At 38.7% G+C, this 17,350-nt stretch carries 15 protein-coding genes; 9 read left to right on the top strand and 6 right to left on the bottom strand.

Going from position 1 to position 17,350, the window contains the following annotated elements; translation table 11 throughout:
* The first annotated feature begins 156 nt into the window (after positions 1-156).
* The 6 genes from rpoE (at position 157) to upp (ending at position 5,330) form a co-directional block, all read left to right on the top strand.
* Positions 157-729, top strand: a complete 573-nt coding sequence (rpoE, locus tag A6B41_RS06975; protein WP_027074357.1) for an RNA polymerase sigma factor RpoE — start codon at positions 157-159, stop codon at positions 727-729.
* Positions 730-787: 58 nt separating this feature from the next.
* Complete coding sequence (locus A6B41_RS06970; protein WP_084493752.1) at positions 788-1,408, top strand: sigma-E factor negative regulatory protein; 621 nt, start codon at positions 788-790, stop codon at positions 1,406-1,408.
* 159 nt (positions 1,409-1,567) lie between these two features.
* Complete coding sequence (locus tag A6B41_RS06965; RefSeq protein WP_027074359.1) at positions 1,568-2,548, top strand: MucB/RseB C-terminal domain-containing protein; 981 nt, start codon at positions 1,568-1,570, stop codon at positions 2,546-2,548.
* On the top strand, positions 2,548-2,979 hold the full coding sequence (locus A6B41_RS06960) for a SoxR reducing system RseC family protein (protein ID WP_027074360.1): 432 nt from the start codon (positions 2,548-2,550) through the stop codon (positions 2,977-2,979). The genes A6B41_RS06965 and A6B41_RS06960 overlap by 1 nt, the downstream gene beginning before the upstream one ends.
* 9 nt (positions 2,980-2,988) lie before the next feature.
* The gene (gene fadD / locus A6B41_RS06955) at positions 2,989-4,677 is read left to right on the top strand and encodes a long-chain-fatty-acid--CoA ligase FadD (RefSeq protein ID WP_027074361.1); all 1,689 of its coding nucleotides are present in this window, start codon (positions 2,989-2,991) and stop codon (positions 4,675-4,677) included.
* A gap of 23 nt (positions 4,678-4,700) precedes the next feature.
* A complete protein-coding gene (gene upp, locus A6B41_RS06950; RefSeq protein WP_027074362.1) occupies positions 4,701-5,330 on the top strand; it encodes a uracil phosphoribosyltransferase in 630 nt (209 codons plus the stop codon).
* Positions 5,331-5,418: 88 nt separating this feature from the next.
* Here upp and rsmA read toward each other — a convergent pair whose 3' ends face one another.
* The 5 genes from rsmA to der form a co-directional block, all read right to left on the bottom strand.
* Positions 5,419-6,288, bottom strand: a complete 870-nt coding sequence (gene rsmA, locus A6B41_RS06945) for a 16S rRNA (adenine(1518)-N(6)/adenine(1519)-N(6))-dimethyltransferase RsmA (RefSeq protein ID WP_027074363.1) — start codon at positions 6,286-6,288, stop codon at positions 5,419-5,421.
* A 62-nt stretch (positions 6,289-6,350) separates the two neighbouring features.
* The gene (locus A6B41_RS06940; protein ID WP_027074364.1) at positions 6,351-7,295 is read right to left on the bottom strand and encodes a peptidylprolyl isomerase; all 945 of its coding nucleotides are present in this window, start codon (positions 7,293-7,295) and stop codon (positions 6,351-6,353) included.
* A gap of 76 nt (positions 7,296-7,371) precedes the next feature.
* On the bottom strand, positions 7,372-7,920 hold the full coding sequence (gene pyrR / locus A6B41_RS06935) for a bifunctional pyr operon transcriptional regulator/uracil phosphoribosyltransferase PyrR (RefSeq protein ID WP_027074365.1): 549 nt from the start codon (positions 7,918-7,920) through the stop codon (positions 7,372-7,374).
* Between the two features lie 5 nt (positions 7,921-7,925).
* Positions 7,926-9,353 (bottom strand): bifunctional D-glycero-beta-D-manno-heptose-7-phosphate kinase/D-glycero-beta-D-manno-heptose 1-phosphate adenylyltransferase HldE, encoded by a 1,428-nt coding sequence (gene hldE, locus A6B41_RS06930; protein ID WP_027074366.1) that lies wholly within the window; start codon positions 9,351-9,353, stop codon positions 7,926-7,928.
* 65 nt (positions 9,354-9,418) lie between these two features.
* Positions 9,419-10,936, bottom strand: a complete 1,518-nt coding sequence (gene der / locus A6B41_RS06925; protein WP_027074367.1) for a ribosome biogenesis GTPase Der — start codon at positions 10,934-10,936, stop codon at positions 9,419-9,421.
* A gap of 349 nt (positions 10,937-11,285) precedes the next feature.
* On the opposite strand from der, the gene A6B41_RS06920 reads away from it, so the two are divergent.
* The 3 genes from A6B41_RS06920 to A6B41_RS06910 are packed head-to-tail and all read left to right on the top strand — an operon-like array spanning position 11,286 to position 15,953.
* The gene (locus tag A6B41_RS06920; protein ID WP_027074368.1) at positions 11,286-12,545 is read left to right on the top strand and encodes a TolC family protein; all 1,260 of its coding nucleotides are present in this window, start codon (positions 11,286-11,288) and stop codon (positions 12,543-12,545) included.
* A gap of 13 nt (positions 12,546-12,558) precedes the next feature.
* On the top strand, positions 12,559-14,721 hold the full coding sequence (locus A6B41_RS06915; RefSeq protein ID WP_027074369.1) for a type I secretion system permease/ATPase: 2,163 nt from the start codon (positions 12,559-12,561) through the stop codon (positions 14,719-14,721).
* A complete protein-coding gene (locus tag A6B41_RS06910) occupies positions 14,721-15,953 on the top strand; it encodes an HlyD family type I secretion periplasmic adaptor subunit (RefSeq protein ID WP_027074370.1) in 1,233 nt (410 codons plus the stop codon). The genes A6B41_RS06915 and A6B41_RS06910 overlap by 1 nt, the downstream gene beginning before the upstream one ends.
* 64 nt (positions 15,954-16,017) lie before the next feature.
* Here the strand turns inward: A6B41_RS06910 and hemA are convergent, their stop codons facing one another.
* Positions 16,018-17,325 carry a glutamyl-tRNA reductase gene (hemA, locus tag A6B41_RS06905; RefSeq protein ID WP_027074371.1) on the bottom strand — a complete coding sequence of 436 codons (1,308 nt, stop codon included), beginning with the start codon at positions 17,323-17,325 and terminating at the stop codon, positions 16,018-16,020.
* Positions 17,326-17,350 lie beyond the last annotated feature (25 nt).

Raw genomic sequence — 17,350 nt, 5'->3', positions numbered from 1 at the left:
TCCGACCGCTTTCTTAATTCTGTCTTAGGCATGATTAAGAAACTAAAAAATTTCACGTAAAAAATATTAAATTTTTTGAACTTTTTATCGTAAGGTACACACTAATGGAGTGTGTGCAATGGAAATGACACAGTTTATTATTAGGAGAGTCCGCAGTTGAGCGAACAGATCACCGACCAAGAATTAGTCGAAAAAGCACAAAAAGGTGATAAAAAAGCATTTAATTTACTTGTGGTACGTTATCAAAACCGTGTAGCCGGTTTGCTTACTCGCTATGTCGCAAGAGATGATATTCCGGATATTGTGCAAGAATCTTTTATTAAGGCTTACCGTTCTTTAGCATCTTTTCGCGGGGAAAGTGCTTTTTATACGTGGCTTTATAGAATAGCAGTGAATACTGCAAAGAATCATTTGACCTCTTTAGGTAGAAGACCGCCTAAAGAGGATATTTTAGCAGAAGATGCTGAGAGCTATGATGTAGGTGTTCAGTTACGAGAAAGTGATACACCGGAAAATTTAGTGCTATCTGAAGAATTAAAGCGTGTTGTATTTGATACGATTGAGAATTTGCCGGATGAATTGAAAACCGCAATTCGATTAAGAGAATTGGAAGGTTTAAGTTATGAAGAAATTGCTGAAGTCATGGAATGCCCGGTAGGTACAGTTCGTTCACGAATTTTCCGAGCTAGAGAAGCGATTGATGCGAAAGTCAATCCGCTTATGCAGTAATCAGAATTTTGAAGTATTAGTTAGTATAGAATAGATGTAAAAATCATTGGAGTCGATTATGCAACAAAGCATTATTCAACAGAACGAGTACCTTTCAGCTTATATGGATGGGCAGGGTGTTGATACGGATTTTGTCGAAACATTAACAAGTAGCCCGGAGTTAAAGCAAAAGTGGGCAAGCTATCATACTATTCGTAGTATGATGCACGGAGATGAAATTATTTTAGGTAATGATTTCTCTGCAAAAATGGAGGCCTTGCTTGAAAACGAAGAAATCGACGCATTACCTTCTGAAGAGAAAAATAAACAACCTAAAGGTTTGCTGCTTAAACTTAAACGCTGGAGTACACCGATTATGCAAGCCGGTATCGCTGCCTCTGTATGTTTAGTTGCTGTTTTAGGTGTGAATTCTTTTAACCATAAAGATGAGGTTGCTCAAGCTCAACCCAATATCTTGCAAACTCTACCGTTTAGCAATTCTATTGAAGCTGTAAGCTACAATGCTCCGGCTAATGCTCAGCCGACAGCAGAGCAGTTGGAAGTTCAGCAGCGTAGAATAAATGCGTTATTAGAAAATCATGAATTACAACGCCGTACTAATAATGTAATTCTAACTGAAACTGAAAAAGAGAAGGCGCAGACTTCAAATATAGAGACTCAAGAAGAGGGTCAGAAATAATTTATTGAGATAAGTTAGCGAAAAGCCACGTAATGGACAGATAATTACGTGGCTTTTTGTATGTAAATGTATCTAAAAGACAAGAAATTACCAACAAATAGCGAAATCATAGAAAATTTTTGATAGAATGTGCCAGATTTAGTTGATTAGAGAATAAGTATGTTTGTTAAGATGAAAAAATATGTGTTTCTATTTATTCTTATTTTTGCTCAATCTACTCTTTCTTGGGCAGAAACAGGGGTAAAACCCCCCTTGTCTTATTTAGAAGCAATGACACAAGCACATAAAAAATCAACTTATGAACTACTTTATATTTTGCAAACGGAAGGAGATGTGGAATCTTTTCGTCTACGACATACCTTTATGGATGGCAAAGAGTATGCTCAATTGTTAAATCTAGATCGTAGCCGCGAAGAGATTATTCTAAAAAATCAAACTATTAGTTATTTGGGATACAATTTTCGTCCGTTTAGTTTAAATACCCCTCATATTCTTGATAACCTGCCTAATGTTCTTTATGCCGATTATGTAAATTTAAAAGGCTATGTTTTTTTAGATTCGGGTAAAGACCGTATTGCCGATCGAATTGCCCGAGTAATCCGAATCGTGCCAAATGATAATTTACGCCATTCTTATACACTTTGGATTGATGATGAAAGCCATTTATTGCTAAAAAGCCAATTACGCAGTGTTGATAATGCTGTTTTAGAAGAGTTTAGAGTGCTGCATTTATATCGGGCTAAGGAGCTTGAGCTGATTGCTTCTGCAATTGAATCACTTGTGCTACCAGCATTGACTTCAATCAATATAGAAGCATTGAAATCACAGCATAATTGGGAAGTTGATTGGTTACCAACAGGTTTTAACTTAATTGAAAACCAGACGATGAATGGGGCAATGTATAAACTTGAAAATGAAAGTATTGATAGTCGTTTATATAGCGATGGTTTATCTACATTAAATATTTATGTTATGCCAAGCCAAGGTGTTAATTTTAATGAGTACGCTTGGCAACAAGGAAAATTGACGATTTTAAATCAAACAGTAAATGATAAAGATATTGTGATTATTGGCGAAATTCCTATTCAATCAGCTAAGCAGATCCTACAAAGTATTCGATTTTTAGGAGAGGCTAACTAATGATGATGGAGCAGGCTACTGTTGTAGCGTATAAAAGTGGTGTTGCAGTTGTTCAATGCTATGCTAAACGCGGTTGTGGAGGTTGTTCTGCTAATTCTATGTGTGGAACAACCGCTTTATCTGCATTAGTTGGAGAAAAAACAGCGCCTAAATTTAGTATTAAAGTGGATGAGCCACTACAAATTGGGGATGAAATTAAACTTGGACTGCCTGAAAACACTTTGCTGGAAAGTGTAGGGCTAATTTACGGTTTGCCACTATTCGTATTGATAATGACAGCGGTCATATTTTCACAATTTTTTGCAAATGAACTTATTGTTTTACTCACAATGTTGCTTTTTACAGGAATAACTTTCTGGGCTGTGAAAAAATGTATAGATAAACGCAGCAGGCAAGCACATTTTTCGCCTATATTTTTAGGCAAAGTTTAGGAGACTATCATGGAAAAAATATGGTTTAAGAATTACCCTCCCTATTCACCACAAACAATTGAGACTAATCAATATGAATCTTTAGTCGAAATGTTTGAAGCGGCGATACAGCGTCATCCTGATATGCCGGCTTATATTAATATGGGGCAAATTCTGACCTTCCGTAAATTAGAAGAACGCAGTCGATCATTTGCAGCTTATTTACAAAATGAATTGCGTTTACAGAAAGGCGATCGTATTGCGTTAATGATGCCCAATTTATTACAGTATCCCATTGCCTTATTTGGTGCTTTACGTGCGGGGTTGGTAGTGGTGAATGTGAATCCACTTTATACCCCACGCGAATTAGAGCATCAGCTAAATGATAGCGGAGCAAAAGCGATTGTCATTGTGTCTAACTTTGCGGCTACATTAGAAAAAGTGGTTTTTAATACCAACATTAAACACGTTATTTTAACTCGAATGGGCGATCAGCTCTCATTTGGTAAACGTACATTGGTTAATTTTGTTGTTAAATATATTAAGAAGTTAGTACCTAAATATAAGTTGCCTCATGCAGTAAGTTTTCGTGAAGCTTTAAGTATTGGTAAGCAAAGACAATATGTTAAGCCGACAATTAATAGTGCCGAGCTTGCTTTTTTACAATACACAGGTGGGACAACCGGTGTGGCTAAAGGCGCAATGCTGACGCATCAAAATCTTATCGCTAATATGATGCAAGCAAAATGGATTGTTGAACCGTTATTAGGAAGCTCATCTAATCTTATCGGGGTAGTACCACTGCCACTATATCATGTGCTTGCATTATCGCTAAACTGCCTATTATTCCTTGAATTGGGGATTACAGGTTTATTCATTACTAACCCTCGTGATATTCCGGGCTTTATTAAAGAATTAAAAAAATATCGTGTTTCTGTGATTACAGGCGTAAATACCCTTTTCAATGCCTTATTAAATCATGAAAGCTTAAAAGAAGTTGATTTTTCTTCGTTGAAATTAAGTGTAGGCGGTGGTGCAGCAATTCAATCTAATGTTGCCAAACGTTGGCATGACTTAACAGGTTGCCATATTATTGAAGGCTATGGAATGACCGAATGTTCCCCGTTGATTTCCGCAACGCGTGGAGATTCGCAGGAATATTCTGGTTCTATTGGTGTGCCTGTACCTAATACCGATATCCGTATTGTAGATGATGAAGGTAATGAAGTACCGCTTGGTGAGCGCGGAGAATTATTAGTAAAAGGCCCTCAAGTGATGCAAGGGTATTGGAACCGCCCGGATGAAACAGTAGAAGTATTAAAAGATGGTTGGATGGCGACGGGGGATATTGTCGAGATGGGGCAAGATCTTAATTTACGCATTGTCGATCGCAAAAAAGATATGATTATTGTGTCGGGTTTTAATGTTTATCCAACTGAAATTGAAGAAGTTATCTCACAAAATCCGAAAGTTAACGAGGTGGTTGCTATTGGTGTGCCAAATCCGGCTTCCGGTGAGAGTATTAAAATTTTTGTGACGAAAAAAGAGGAAAGCCTGACACGTGATGAATTGCGTACTTACTGCCGTCAATTTTTAACCGGCTATAAAATTCCACGAGATATTGAATTCCGTGATGAGCTACCAAAAAGTAATGTAGGCAAAATTCTTCGTCGAGTATTAAAAGATGAAGAATTGGCAAAAATCAAAAATAGTGCATAAATTCTTTCAAAGGGGAACTTAAAATGAAAATTGTTGAAGTAAAACACCCGCTTGTAAAGCATAAATTAGGCTTAATGCGTGAAGCGGACATTAGCACCAAAGATTTCCGTGAGCTTGCAAATGAAATAGGCAGTTTACTGACTTATGAAGCAACCAAAGATTTGGAGATGGAAGAAGTTGAAATTGATGGTTGGAGTGGTGATAAAGTTGCAGTTGAGCGTATCAAAGGCAAGAAAGTCACAGTTGTGCCTATTTTACGAGCAGGTTTAGGTATGATGGATGGTGTGTTAGAGCATATTCCGAGTGCCCGTATTAGTGTTGTTGGCATTTACCGTGATGAAGAAACGCTACAACCTGTGCCTTATTTTAAAAAATTAGCTAATGATGTAGACGAGCGTTTAGCCATTATCACTGACCCAATGTTAGCAACCGGTGGTTCAATGGTTGCCACTATCGATCTGCTAAAAGAAGCAGGTTGTAAACATATCAAGGTATTAGTTTTAGTTGCAGCACCTGAAGGAGTTAAGGTTTTAGAAGAAGCCCATCCGGATGTTGAGCTTTATACCGCTTCAATTGACAGCCATTTAAACGAAAAAGGCTATATCATCCCGGGTTTGGGCGATGCGGGCGATAAAATTTTCGGTACGAAATAATTTTCTCTCATCTCAATACACAAGCGGTTATATTTGCAAAATTTTTTACAAATATAACCGCTTGTTGTTTCTATCTTATCTTAGCTTTTTAGCAATCTTCATCGGCAATTTCTTCAAGATTATCCACTTCTGGTGGGTTATCGCATAACCAATTTGCTAAGCGCACATAATCTTTAATGGTTAAATTTTCTGCACGAGCAGTTAAATCAATCTCTAATGCTTCAAGTTGTTCTGCACTAAAGAGTGTTGATAGAGCATTACGCAATGTCTTACGGCGTTGGTTAAAGGCTTGTGTTGTTACACGGTTTAGCCAGTAAACATCTTTAACCGGGTAAGGTAATTGTTTGTAAGGTACTAAACGCACAACGGCAGAATCCACTTTAGGTGCAGGCTTAAAGGCTGTAGGCGGTACTTCAAGTACAGGCATTACTTGGCAATAATATTGCGCCATAATGGTCAATCTACCATAAGCTTTACTGTTAGGTGCGGCACATAAACGTTTTACTACCTCTTTTTGCAGCATAAAGTGCATATCTTCAATCAAATCATGGAATTTGAATAGGTGAAATATTAATGGAGTAGAAATATTATACGGTAAGTTACCAAATACTCGCACTGCTTCATTTTCAGCTAAATTCAGACTTTCAAAATATTCACGAAAATTAAAACGTAGAGCATCTTGTTCAATCACTGTTAATTTTTGATTTAGGAATGGGTGATGGCGAAGACGTTCTGCTAAATCACGGTCTAATTCTACTACCGTTAATTTATCGACAAGTTCTGCTACAGGCTCGGTTAAAGCGCCTAAACCCGGGCCAATTTCTAATAGAAACTGACCGTTTTTAGGGTTGATTGCAGAAACAATACCATCAATTATATTCATATCGTATAAGAAGTTTTGCCCGAAACGTTTACGAGCGGTATGACCTAAATGTTTTTTGGAATTTGGTGAACTCATTTTTATCCTTTTTAGTAATAAGAAAAGAACCCCGCAATGCGAGGTTCTTAGAATCTATTTAATTATTGACCAATGTATTGAATATTTGCAGTGCTTCTTAATGCTTTGATCCAATCTTTGGAAGCCTCCTCAGCTTGTTTGGTGATTAGCTGCTGATAAGCTCGTTGGTGATAAGCATCTTCGGTTCTATCTCCTTCACGGACATCAGTAATTTTAAGAATATGCCAACCGAATTGCGATTTAAATGGCGCAGAAATTTGATCTTTTTTCATTTTTGCAGCTACATTTGCGAATGCAGGATCATAAATCTCTAAGATATTAAAACCTAAATCCCCGCCATCTGCAGCAGAAGCATAATCAACAGAGTTTTCTTTTGCAGCTTGCTCAAAAGTAGTCTTACCGGCTTTGATATCAGCAGCTAAACTATTTAATTTTGCTTTTGCTTGTGCATCATTTAAGATTGGGTTAGTTTTAAGCAGAATATGGCTTACACGGTGTTCTTTACCTAAAACCGTTTTGAGTTTACCGGCTGCTTTATCTTTTGCCATTAATTCTTGGGCTAAAGATTTAACTTGCTCTGGTGCAACTTGAATAGATCTGCTGATACTGATATGGCGAACCTGTTCCATTGCCATTTGTTGAGCAATATTGCGTTTAAATTGTTCAAGTGTAATGCCTTGGTAGTCTAAAGCATCTAATAGCTGACCATAGGTAATACCGTTTTGGATAGCCACATTTTCAACTGCTTGGTTAACTGCCGAAGGGCTAATGGTAATACCCGCTTCTTTGGTGACTTGTTGAACTAATATATCATCAATCACTTGATCAATGGCAGCACGGTGAGCCGTTTCAGACACTTTTTTCTTGCCTAAAATACGTTGCACTTGGCTGGCCATCACCGGCGTATCATTAACTAAAGCTACAACGCGTTCTTCAAAAGCGTGAGCAGTTTGGGTAAGACTAAATGTAGCAACGGCTACAGCAAATAATGATTTTACTAATTTCATTTTTATAACAATCCTAGTGGAGATAATAAGTAATACCTTTCATTAGAGATAATTTTATAGAAAAGGTTCACGAAACTTAAGCAGTTTCTTCATTCAAAGCAGGAACTAAGACCACTTGATTAATTCCATCATAATGTGATGTTTGGACTTGAATCTGTTCATTTTTTGCCGTAGGAATATTTTTCCCGACATAATCTGCTCGAATAGGTAACTCACGATGTCCACGATCGACAAATATTACCAACTCAATACGAGCAGCCCGCCCAAAATCTAATAAAGCATCTAATGCAGCCCGAATGGTTCTGCCGGTAAATAGCACATCATCAACCAAAATTACTTTTTTACCATTGAGATTGAGCTGATTATCGGCACCGGTAAAGACCGGATCCTGATAAATTAAATCTAAATCATCACGATAGAAAGTAATATCTAATGCCATACTAGGTAAATGGATATCAGATAACTCAGCTATACGTTTTTGAATTAACTCAGCAATTTCAGCTCCTCGACGCTTAATACCTACAATAACCACATTTTGCATATCCCCGTGTTTTTCGATAATTTGATGCGAAATACGAGATATCGTTCGCTGAAATTGCTCAGTATCAATTATGATTTTTTTCATAGTCATTATAATGCTTGAATTTTCTTAATTACATTGGTAGTAGAGCAACCGTTCTCAAAGTTTAATACTTTAACTTCTCCGCCGTTTGCCCAAACTTCTTGACTGCCTGCAATCTCTTCTGGCTTATAGTCTCCCCCTTTGACTAAAAGATCAGGGAGAATTTCACCGATTAAACGTTGTGGCGTATCTTCATCAAAAGGCACAACCCAATCCACAGAGGCTAAGCCCGCTAGTACTGCCATACGAGCATCTAAATTGTTAATTGGGCGAGATTCACCTTTTAAACGTTTAACCGAGTTATCCGTATTCACAGCCACAATTAAACGATCACCTAATTTACGGGCATTCTCTAAGTAGGAAACATGCCCCGGATGAAGGATATCAAAGCAGCCATTGGTCATTACGATTTTCTCACCACGTTTTTTAGCTTCATCGGTAATAACTTTTAATTCTGCTTCAGAAACGATTCCAAACCCGGTTTCCGCACGCTGATGCACTGCATTTTCAAGCTCAACAGGGCTTACAGTTGATGTACCTAGTTTACCGACTACTACACCTGCTGCCGCATTAGCTAAATAGCAAGCCTCTTCATAAGGGCGGCCATCTGCAATGGCTGTTGCAAGTACGCTGATAACAGTATCACCGGCACCGGTTACATCATAAACTTCTTTAGCTTGAGTTGGTAAGTGGTAAGGTTCTTTACCGGCACGTAGCAAGGTCATTCCTTTTTCGGAACGAGTGACTAACAAGGCTGAAAGCTCAAAGTCTGCAATCATTTTTAAGCCTTTTGCTACAATATCCTCTTCATCTTTACAATGTCCGACTACTGCTTCAAATTCTGACATATTTGGTGTTAGAAGCGTTGCCCCACGATAGCGTTCAAAATCTGTGCCTTTTGGATCGATTAGCACAGGCACATTCGCTTGGCGGGCAATTTGAATCATTTGCTGTACCGATTCTAATGTACCTTTGCCGTAATCAGATAAAATCAAGGCACCGTAAGCGGTAATTTCTTGAGAAAGTTTTGCAAGTAGAGCACTAGAGTCTACATTATGGAAACCCTCTTCAAAATCCAAGCGTAATAATTGTTGATGACGCGATAAAATCCGCAATTTTGTAATAGTTGGATGGGAATCAATTGCTACACAGTGGTTTTGGATATTATATGAATTGAGCAATTTATCTAACGCATTGCCGGCATCATCTTGTCCAATCAAACCGTGCAATGCCACAGGCACACCAAGGCTTGCGATATTCATTGCTACGTTTGCCGCACCGCCTGCACGCTCTTCAATATCTTGTACTTTTACTACCGGAACCGGGGCTTCAGGCGAAATACGATTAGTTGCACCAAACCAGTAGCGGTCTAACATAACATCACCAAGCACTAACACTTTGGCATTATTAAATTTCGGAGAATATTGCATCATCATAGTTTTGCTCCTTTATCAAATTTCCCTTTCTTTTTTTCTACAATTTGAAAGGGAGATTTGTTTAATTATTTCTTACTTTTTTTAATAAACTTCATCAAACGCTTGCGTTTACGTAATTGGTTTGGTGTGAGTTTATTTTTCTTACCGGCAAATGGGTTATTCCCTTCTTGGAACAGAATACGAATTGGCGAGCCGATAATTTTTAAACTCTTACGGAAATAGTTGCTCAAATAGCGTTTGTAAGAGTCTGCTAATTTTTCCACTTGGTTACCGTGAATCACGATAATTGGTGGATTATAACCACCCGGGTGGGCGTATTTTAATTTGACTCGACGACCATTAACCAATGGAGGCTGATGCTCATCTGCCGCCATGCGCAAGATTCGGGTGAGCATTGAGGTTGAAGTTTTTTGGGTTGCACAAGCATAAGCTTCTTTAACAGAATCAAATAAATTACCAACGCCTGAACCGTGTAATGCAGAAATAAAATGCACACGGGCAAAGTCAATAAAATCTAAACGGCGATCTAATTCAGATTTCACTTGATCTTTAATATCTTGCGATAAACCGTCCCACTTATTTACCACAATCACTAAAGAGCGACCGGCATTTAAGATAAAGCCTAATAGCGATAAATCTTGGTCTGAAATTCCTTCACGAGCATCAATGGTTAAAAGCACCACGTTAGCATCTTGGATAGCTTGTAAGGTTTTAATTACCGAGAATTTTTCAACCGCTAAATTGACTTTACCACGCTTACGTACGCCCGCGGTGTCAATAATAGTATATTGCTGACCATCACGTTCCATTGGAATATAGATAGAGTCACGAGTGGTGCCGGGCATGTCGTAAACCACCACACGTTCTTCACCTAAAATACGGTTGGTGAGGGTTGATTTTCCTACATTTGGTCTGCCGACAATCGCAATTTTGATGTTCTTATCTTCAATGGATTCTTCAGCTTCTTCTAAGGCTTCATCTAATAATGCGGTATCTTCTTCATTCTCAAAGTCGAAGTCGGTATCCCATTCATCGTCTTCATCATTTGCAAAATTTTCATCGGAATCGACCGCTTGATCGGCATTGAGCTGTTCGCCAAGAGGGGCTAAAACTTGCTCGATAAGTTGAGTAACACCACGCCCTTGAGCGGCAGCGATTTGTTCTACTTCGCCTAAGCCAAGTTGATAGAATTCAGCACAGTGGGAATCAGCATCAATACCGTCTGTTTTGTTTGCCACTACTACAGTCGTTTTTTCACGTTGGCGTAAATATTGAGCAATGCCAATATCCGCAGGCAATAAGCCTGCACGGGCATCGACTAAAAATAGTACTACATCGGCTTCTTCAATCGCCAGTAGCGACTGTTCTGCCATTTTTTCTTCCACACCTTCTTCCGTTCCATCAATACCGCCGGTGTCGATCACGATAAAATCATAGCCACCAATATTAGCGTGGCCATATTTACGGTCACGGGTTAAGCCGGGGAAATCGGCTACTAAGGCATCACGGGTGCGGGTTAAACGGTTAAATAGGGTTGATTTACCAACATTTGGTCTGCCGACAAGGGCAACAACAGGAGTCATTTTATATCCTTCTAATATTCAATCATTTGCAATTGCTTTGCAAAAATTGGCTCATTATAGCTGAAATTTGAGTAATATGAAATTGCGAGAAAGCGAGAATGCACAAGCGGTCGTTTTTTATCAATTTTTTGCAGGCGTGAATAATTGTAAAAAATTCGCGAAAAATAACCGCTTGTATCCTCTTATTTGAACGATTAATGCTATAGGTAAACTTTGTTCTTCAATAGCAAATATTGAGCAGAAAGTCAGATGGATTGGTGTATAATAAGCAGAGTTTTATATTCAGTTTATCCAAGTTATTTCCTTAATTTGATTTAAGATAGGTTAGGGATATTGAGGGAATTATTTGATGAAGAAATCATTTATTTTCAAAAAAATGGTGTTGGTTTCACTGTGTTCCTTACCTTTAGCGAATATGGTAAATGCCCAGACACCTTTGAAAGACATTTTACAGGTTGCGTTAGTCACAGATCCTACTTTAGATGAGGCGCGAGCTAATATTGGGGCGGCAGAAAGTCAGAGGAAAATTTCTGAAGCGGGGCATCATCCGATTGTGTCGGTTTCCAATACGGGAGTAATTGCTCAAAAACGTACTTATTCTAGTGAAAGACGTTCCGGTCCGGCAATTAACGGTAAGCTTAACCTTTACTCTTGGGGAGCAGTTGAGGCTGAAATTGAACGTGATCAGCATAAACAGGATTATTTCCAACATAAATTTACTGAAACCAGAGAGCAAGTCGGGCGTCAGATTGGTGAGCTATATTTAACAGCATTGCGTGCAAAAGAAAATATTGCCATTTATAAAGAGAGTTTAAAACGACACGATAAGTTAATCAGAGATCTAAAAGTGATTGTGAGCTATGACGGTGGCCGTGTTTCGGAGTTAAATGAAGCTTTATCACGGCGTAATCAGACAGAGGCGATGCTTTTGCAGTTTGAGCGAACTATGCACAATGCTTTAAGTCGTTTGAGTCGTTATACAAGTAAAATGCTAACGGAACAAGATTTAATGGATCCATTTGCTAAGGTGTCTGCTGAGCAATTTATTGCCCAATATCATAACTCAAATATTGACACAAATCCGACTTTTTTGGCACAGCAAAAAGAGTTTGAAAGTGCTAAGGCAGGGGTTGAAGCAGCTAAAGCCCGTCGTAAACCTACGATTAATTTAGAAGGTTCTGCCAGCCGGCTTGAGCGTGAGGTTTATGTGAATGTGTCATGGGATATCTATAACCCTGCCAGCAAATATCAAGAGCAGCAAAGTTATTATTCTCAAAAAGCGGCTGAGGCAAAATTACAGGAAATTGAGCTAGAAGTCTCGCAACAGGGGAGAACAGCTGAAATTGATATGGTTCGTAACCAGAAATTGGCACAGGTTGCGAATAAGCAAATTAGTTTACAGAAGAACGTGGTAAAGGATACTGAGCTTCAATTTGAGATTGCTATGAAATCACTGATTGATGTGTTGGATGCTTATCAAGAATTAACGGCGGTGCAAGCTACGGAAGTTTCGGCTCGTAATGATTTCCGTGATGCGGCATTGCTTTATTTAGTTTCACAATCTCGAGTTTCGGCTTGGGCCGGTGTAACTTCCCTTTCTCTAAAATAAAGAGTAAAAAAGAATGAAATCAGTAATTGAACATATTTCATTAGTAACCCAAATATATGGTAACCCGATTGCTCAAGAAGCATTGGCTGCTCAAGTAGTAAGGGGTGCTTCTAATAAAGTGAATTTTTATTCGGTGGTTGAAGTTTTACGTAGTTACGGGTTTGAAAATTCGATTTCAGCTCGTCCATTACAAGAGATTCCCAGCCTTTCTGTACCTGTTGTGGCTATTTTAAAAAATGAAGAAGCGGTTGTTATCACTAAAATTGAAGGGAAAGGGTTAGATCGACGTTACACCATTCGACAATCTGGTGATGGGGAGCAAATTTTAGAACATCGTACATTGGAGGAAAATTATTTGGGCTACTGCTGGTTTATTAAGCCTAAAATGGTATCTGATGTGCGTTCGGAACTGCCTGAATACCATATGCCTAAGTCATGGTTTTGGAAAGTGATTTGGCGTTTTAAAAGCTATTATTATCAAGTTATCCTTGCCAGTTTTATTATTAATTTTTTGGCTTTGGTTAGTTCATTGTATGTAATGAATGTTTACGATCGTGTTATTCCAAATCAAACTTACGAAACATTATGGGCGCTGAGTATCGGGGTAGTAATCGCTATTTTCTTTGAGTTTATCGCAAGAATAATTCGAGGTCATTTAACTGATGTAGCAGGAAAGAAAGCGGATCTGATTATTAGTTCGGCGCTATTTAGGCGAATAATGGCGTTGCGGTTAATTGATAAGCCGGTTTCGTCTGGCTCTTATGCCAATAATTTACGTGAATTTGAATCGGTTCGCGAATTTATGACCAGTGCGAGCTTATTGGCATTGGTGGATTTACCTTTCCTATTTTTGTTCATTTTTGTGATTTATTTGGTGGGCGGCATCTTGGCGTTTGTACCAATGGTAATGATTGTGCTGGTTTTAGTAGTCGGCTTTGCGGTACAACCTAAACTATCAGCCTTTCTAAATGAATCTATGCGTGAATCTTCTCAGCGTCAAGGTTTGATTGTTGAAGCACTTGATGGTATTGAAACACTTAAGTCAAACAACGCAGTAAATTGGGCTCAGCAGCGTTGGGATAATTATACGGCAAAAGTTTCCGCTTCCCAGATTAAGGTTAAGGATTTAAGTAACTTTGTCACGAGCTTTGCTACGAAAATCCAGCAACTTAATACGGTTTGTTTAGTGGTCTTAGGTGCCTATATGGTACATGCTGAATCAGAGGCTAATCGTATTACAATTGGTGCAATTATTGCATCAGTGTTACTTTCCGGGCGTGCGTTATCACCAGTTGGGCAAATTGCTTCATTGGCTATTCGTTTTCAGCAGGCAAAATTGGCATTAAAAGGTATTGATGCGATTATTGAACGCCCGATTGAACGTGATGTTGCCCGTCAATATATCACGCTTAAACAAGTATTTGGTAAAATCGGATTCCAAAATGTCTCTTTTCAATACAATAAAGAGGTTGCGGATGTTGTCAGCGAGCTAAATTTAACCATACAAGCGGGTGAAAAAGTGGCGATTTTAGGCAAAATCGGCAGTGGAAAAAGTACTTTGCTTAAGCTGGCCTCAGGTTTATATGAGCCGATAAAAGGCGGTGTGAGTTTAGATGATGTGGATATTCGCCAACTCGATCCAAATTATTTGCGTAGTAAAGTAGCTTTATTAGGACAATCTGAGAGATTATTTTTAGGTACTTTACGTGAGAATCTTGAGATGGCTCGAATGGATAATTTATCTGACGATAGAGTATTGATTTCGGCTTTACAACGTTTTGGATTATTACCTCTAATACAAAAACACCCTAAAGGACTGGATATGCCGTTAGGAGAGAATGGCATGGGTTTATCCGGCGGGCAGAAACAGTTAATAGCGTTAGCTCGTATGACAATTAAAGATCCAAAAGTTGTTTTGTTAGATGAACCTACCAGTGATTTAGATCAATCTTCAGAAGAGATGGTGTTAAATGCATTGACACATTGGTTGGCTAATAGAACCTTGGTGGTGGTGACTCATCGTCCTCAGGTATTGAAGTTGGTTAATCGAATTATTGTGATGGATAATGGCAAAATTGTTATGGATGGCCCGAGAGATGAAATCTTAGCCCGTTTACAAAAACAGCCACAAGCTAAAAAACAGGAACCTGCTACTACAGAACCTAAGGAAGTATAATGAGTAACAATCATTCAATTGAAAAAGTGAAAAAGTCGGATTTATCTCTGATTAACGATTTAAATGCGGCATTGCAGGTAGAAAAACATCATAAATCTTTTGCGGTCATTATTCTTTTTTCCATTTTTTTGGCAGTATTTGTCATTTGGGCTTATTTGAGTCCGCTTGAAGAGGTTACCCGTGGTCAGGGAAGCGTGATTCCAAGTAGCCGAGAGCAAATTGTGCAGAGTTTAGATCCGGGTATTATCAGAGAAATGAAGGTAAAAGAAGGAGATATTGTTGAAAAAGATCAAATCTTACTTACCTTAGACGATACCCGTAGTTCTGCAATTTTGCGCGAAAGTGAAGCGAAAGTACAAAACTTAGAGGCGATAGTTAGCCGTTTACAAGCAGAGGCTTATGGAATTGCCTTGAAATTTCCGGATGATATTGCCAAAGAAGTGAAGGAAAGAGAGCTTGCCGCTTATAATGCTCGCCGCAGAGCAATGCAGGATAGTATTGCCGGCTTATCTAAAAGCAAGGCGTTATTAGATAAAGAGATTGCTATCGTGCAACCTATGGTGAAAAAAGGAGTAATGTCAGAAGTTGAACTCTTAAGAATGCAACGCCAATCTTCGGATATTGCCCAGCAGATCACCGAACGAAAAAATAAATATGCTGCAGATGCAAGTAATGAATTAGTTCAATCGGAATCAGAATTGGCACAGGCGCGTGAAAATATGGTTATGCGGGCAGATCCTGTAGAAAGATCGCAAATTAAAGCCCCGTTACGTGGTGTGGTGAAAAATATTAGAATCAATACTGTTGGTGGAGTAGTTCAAGCAGGGCAAGATATTCTAGAAATTGTACCGCTTGATGATAAGTTGATTGTTCAGGCCTATATTAGCCCTAAAGATGTCGCTTTTATTCGCACAGGACAAGATGCTTTGATTAAAGTAAGTGCCTACGATTACTCAATTTATGGAGGATTAGAAGGGAAAGTTATTTTAATTAGTCCTGATACCTTACAAGATGAAAGACGACCAAGTGAGTTAAAATTAAATGCCGAGCAATCTTATTATCGTGTTTTAGTAGAAACTTCAGGCAGCTATATTACTGATAAAGCAGGGAATAAATTAGATATTTCTCCCGGAATGACGGCAACTGTGGATATCAAAACCGGTGAAAAAACAATTTTCCAATATTTAATTAAGCCGATCACCAGAATGAAGCAGGCTTTACAGGAAAGATAACTTAAAAAACGATTAAAAATAAATACCTTTAATAGTTGCCTATTTAAAGGTATTTTTTTATTTATCAATTTTCAAATCTTAGGGCTTTTGAGAAACTTTGCAAGCCAGTGGAGTTCCCATTTTTTGCCATCGCTTGTAAGGCCTGAGTGGGAGCATGTAAAAGTTGGTTAGTCAGTTTATAACTTAACTCATGTAGTACTTTTTCGCTATCCTGTCCTTGGCTTATTGCTTGCAGTGCTTTTTCCAGCAATTCTTGACGGATTTGTTCTGCATCTTGGCGGTAGCGTTTGATTAAATCGCTCGATTGTTGCTGTTTAAGCCATTCAAAAAAAGCTTTGCTCTCTTCTTTAACAATCTCTGCTGCTTGTTTAGCGGCTTCCTCTCGCTGGGCCATATTACGCTGAATAATATTTTGCAAATCATCTACGCTGTAAGCATAGACACCGTCTAACTCTCCGGCTTTCTCATCAATATCACGTGGTACGGCAATATCAATGAGTAGCAATGGGTCAAATTGACGCTGTTTTTGGGCAATACTTACCATCTCTTGGGTAATTAAGGTATCAGGACTGCCGGTAGAGCTAATGACTACGTCTGCCTGGTTTAAGCCCAATTGTAATGCACTGAGGGAGATAATTTGCAAGGGTGAATTTAATTTTTCCGCCAACATTTCTGCTCGAATATGAGTACGGTTAGCTACCATAATATTTTGGGCACCGTGTTGGATTAAATAGCGAGCGACCAGTTCAATGGTTTCACCGGCTCCAACAAGCAAGAAACGCAATTTACTGAAATTATCAAAAATTTGGCGAGCCAAGCCACAAGCAGCATAAGCAACCGATACTGCTTGACTACCGATTTCTGTTTCAGAACGCACTCGTTTTGCAGTGGCAAAAGTCCGTTGGAATAAGCGGGAAAGTTTAGTAGAAATAGTCCGCTGATGTTGTTGATAGAAATTTTCGCTATATTGATAAGCTTGCTTAACTTGCCCGAGAATTTGCGGTTCACCTAAAATCAGCGAATCTAAACCACTTGCTACTTTCATAAGATGGTTAGCCGCTTCTAGGTTCTGCTTGAAATATAGACATTCCTGCAGTTCGGCTTCATTTAGCTGATGGATATGCGCAAACCATCGTAAGCATTGTTCACGCCATTGAATATTTTCAAGGCTGTTTTCTTGAGGCGAAATATTTGGTTGATGAAAATAGAGTTCGGTACGATTGCAAGTTGAAAGAATAACAACACTATCAGCTAAGCCGTTTTGTTGGATTTGCTCAAGAGCCAGCTCACGTTTGTTATCTACAAACGCGACTTTTTCCCTCAATCCGACAGAGGCGGTTTTATGATTAATACCTAAGGCTAAAATTGTCATTACTACTCACAAGCGTAAATATTCG

Source organism: Mannheimia granulomatis, from assembly GCF_013377255.1.
GTDB classification, from domain to species: domain Bacteria; phylum Pseudomonadota; class Gammaproteobacteria; order Enterobacterales; family Pasteurellaceae; genus Mannheimia; species Mannheimia granulomatis.
Note: the sequence above shows the minus strand (reverse complement) of the source record. Positions and strands in the feature narration are given on the sequence as shown.

Bases quoted from the DNA above. Each gene is read 5' to 3' on its own strand.
- A6B41_RS06960 (WP_027074360.1), top strand. From the start codon at position 2,548: ATGATGATGGAGCAGGCTACTGTTGTAGCGTATAAAAGTGGTGTTGCA.
- hldE (WP_027074366.1), bottom strand. From the start codon at position 9,353: ATGATGATGCAATATTCTCCGAAATTTAATAATGCCAAAGTGTTAGTG.
- A6B41_RS06940 (WP_027074364.1), bottom strand. From the start codon at position 7,295: ATGAAATTAGTAAAATCATTATTTGCTGTAGCCGTTGCTACATTTAGT.
- pyrR (WP_027074365.1), bottom strand. From the start codon at position 7,920: ATGAAAAAAATCATAATTGATACTGAGCAATTTCAGCGAACGATATCT.
- der (WP_027074367.1), bottom strand. From the start codon at position 10,936: ATGACTCCTGTTGTTGCCCTTGTCGGCAGACCAAATGTTGGTAAATCA.
- upp (WP_027074362.1), top strand. From the start codon at position 4,701: ATGAAAATTGTTGAAGTAAAACACCCGCTTGTAAAGCATAAATTAGGC.
- A6B41_RS06965 (WP_027074359.1), top strand. From the start codon at position 1,568: ATGTTTGTTAAGATGAAAAAATATGTGTTTCTATTTATTCTTATTTTT.
- fadD (WP_027074361.1), top strand. From the start codon at position 2,989: ATGGAAAAAATATGGTTTAAGAATTACCCTCCCTATTCACCACAAACA.
- A6B41_RS06970 (WP_084493752.1), top strand. From the start codon at position 788: ATGCAACAAAGCATTATTCAACAGAACGAGTACCTTTCAGCTTATATG.
- A6B41_RS06920 (WP_027074368.1), top strand. From the start codon at position 11,286: ATGAAGAAATCATTTATTTTCAAAAAAATGGTGTTGGTTTCACTGTGT.
- A6B41_RS06910 (WP_027074370.1), top strand. From the start codon at position 14,721: ATGAGTAACAATCATTCAATTGAAAAAGTGAAAAAGTCGGATTTATCT.
- hemA (WP_027074371.1), bottom strand. From the start codon at position 17,325: ATGACAATTTTAGCCTTAGGTATTAATCATAAAACCGCCTCTGTCGGA.
- A6B41_RS06915 (WP_027074369.1), top strand. From the start codon at position 12,559: ATGAAATCAGTAATTGAACATATTTCATTAGTAACCCAAATATATGGT.
- rsmA (WP_027074363.1), bottom strand. From the start codon at position 6,288: ATGAGTTCACCAAATTCCAAAAAACATTTAGGTCATACCGCTCGTAAA.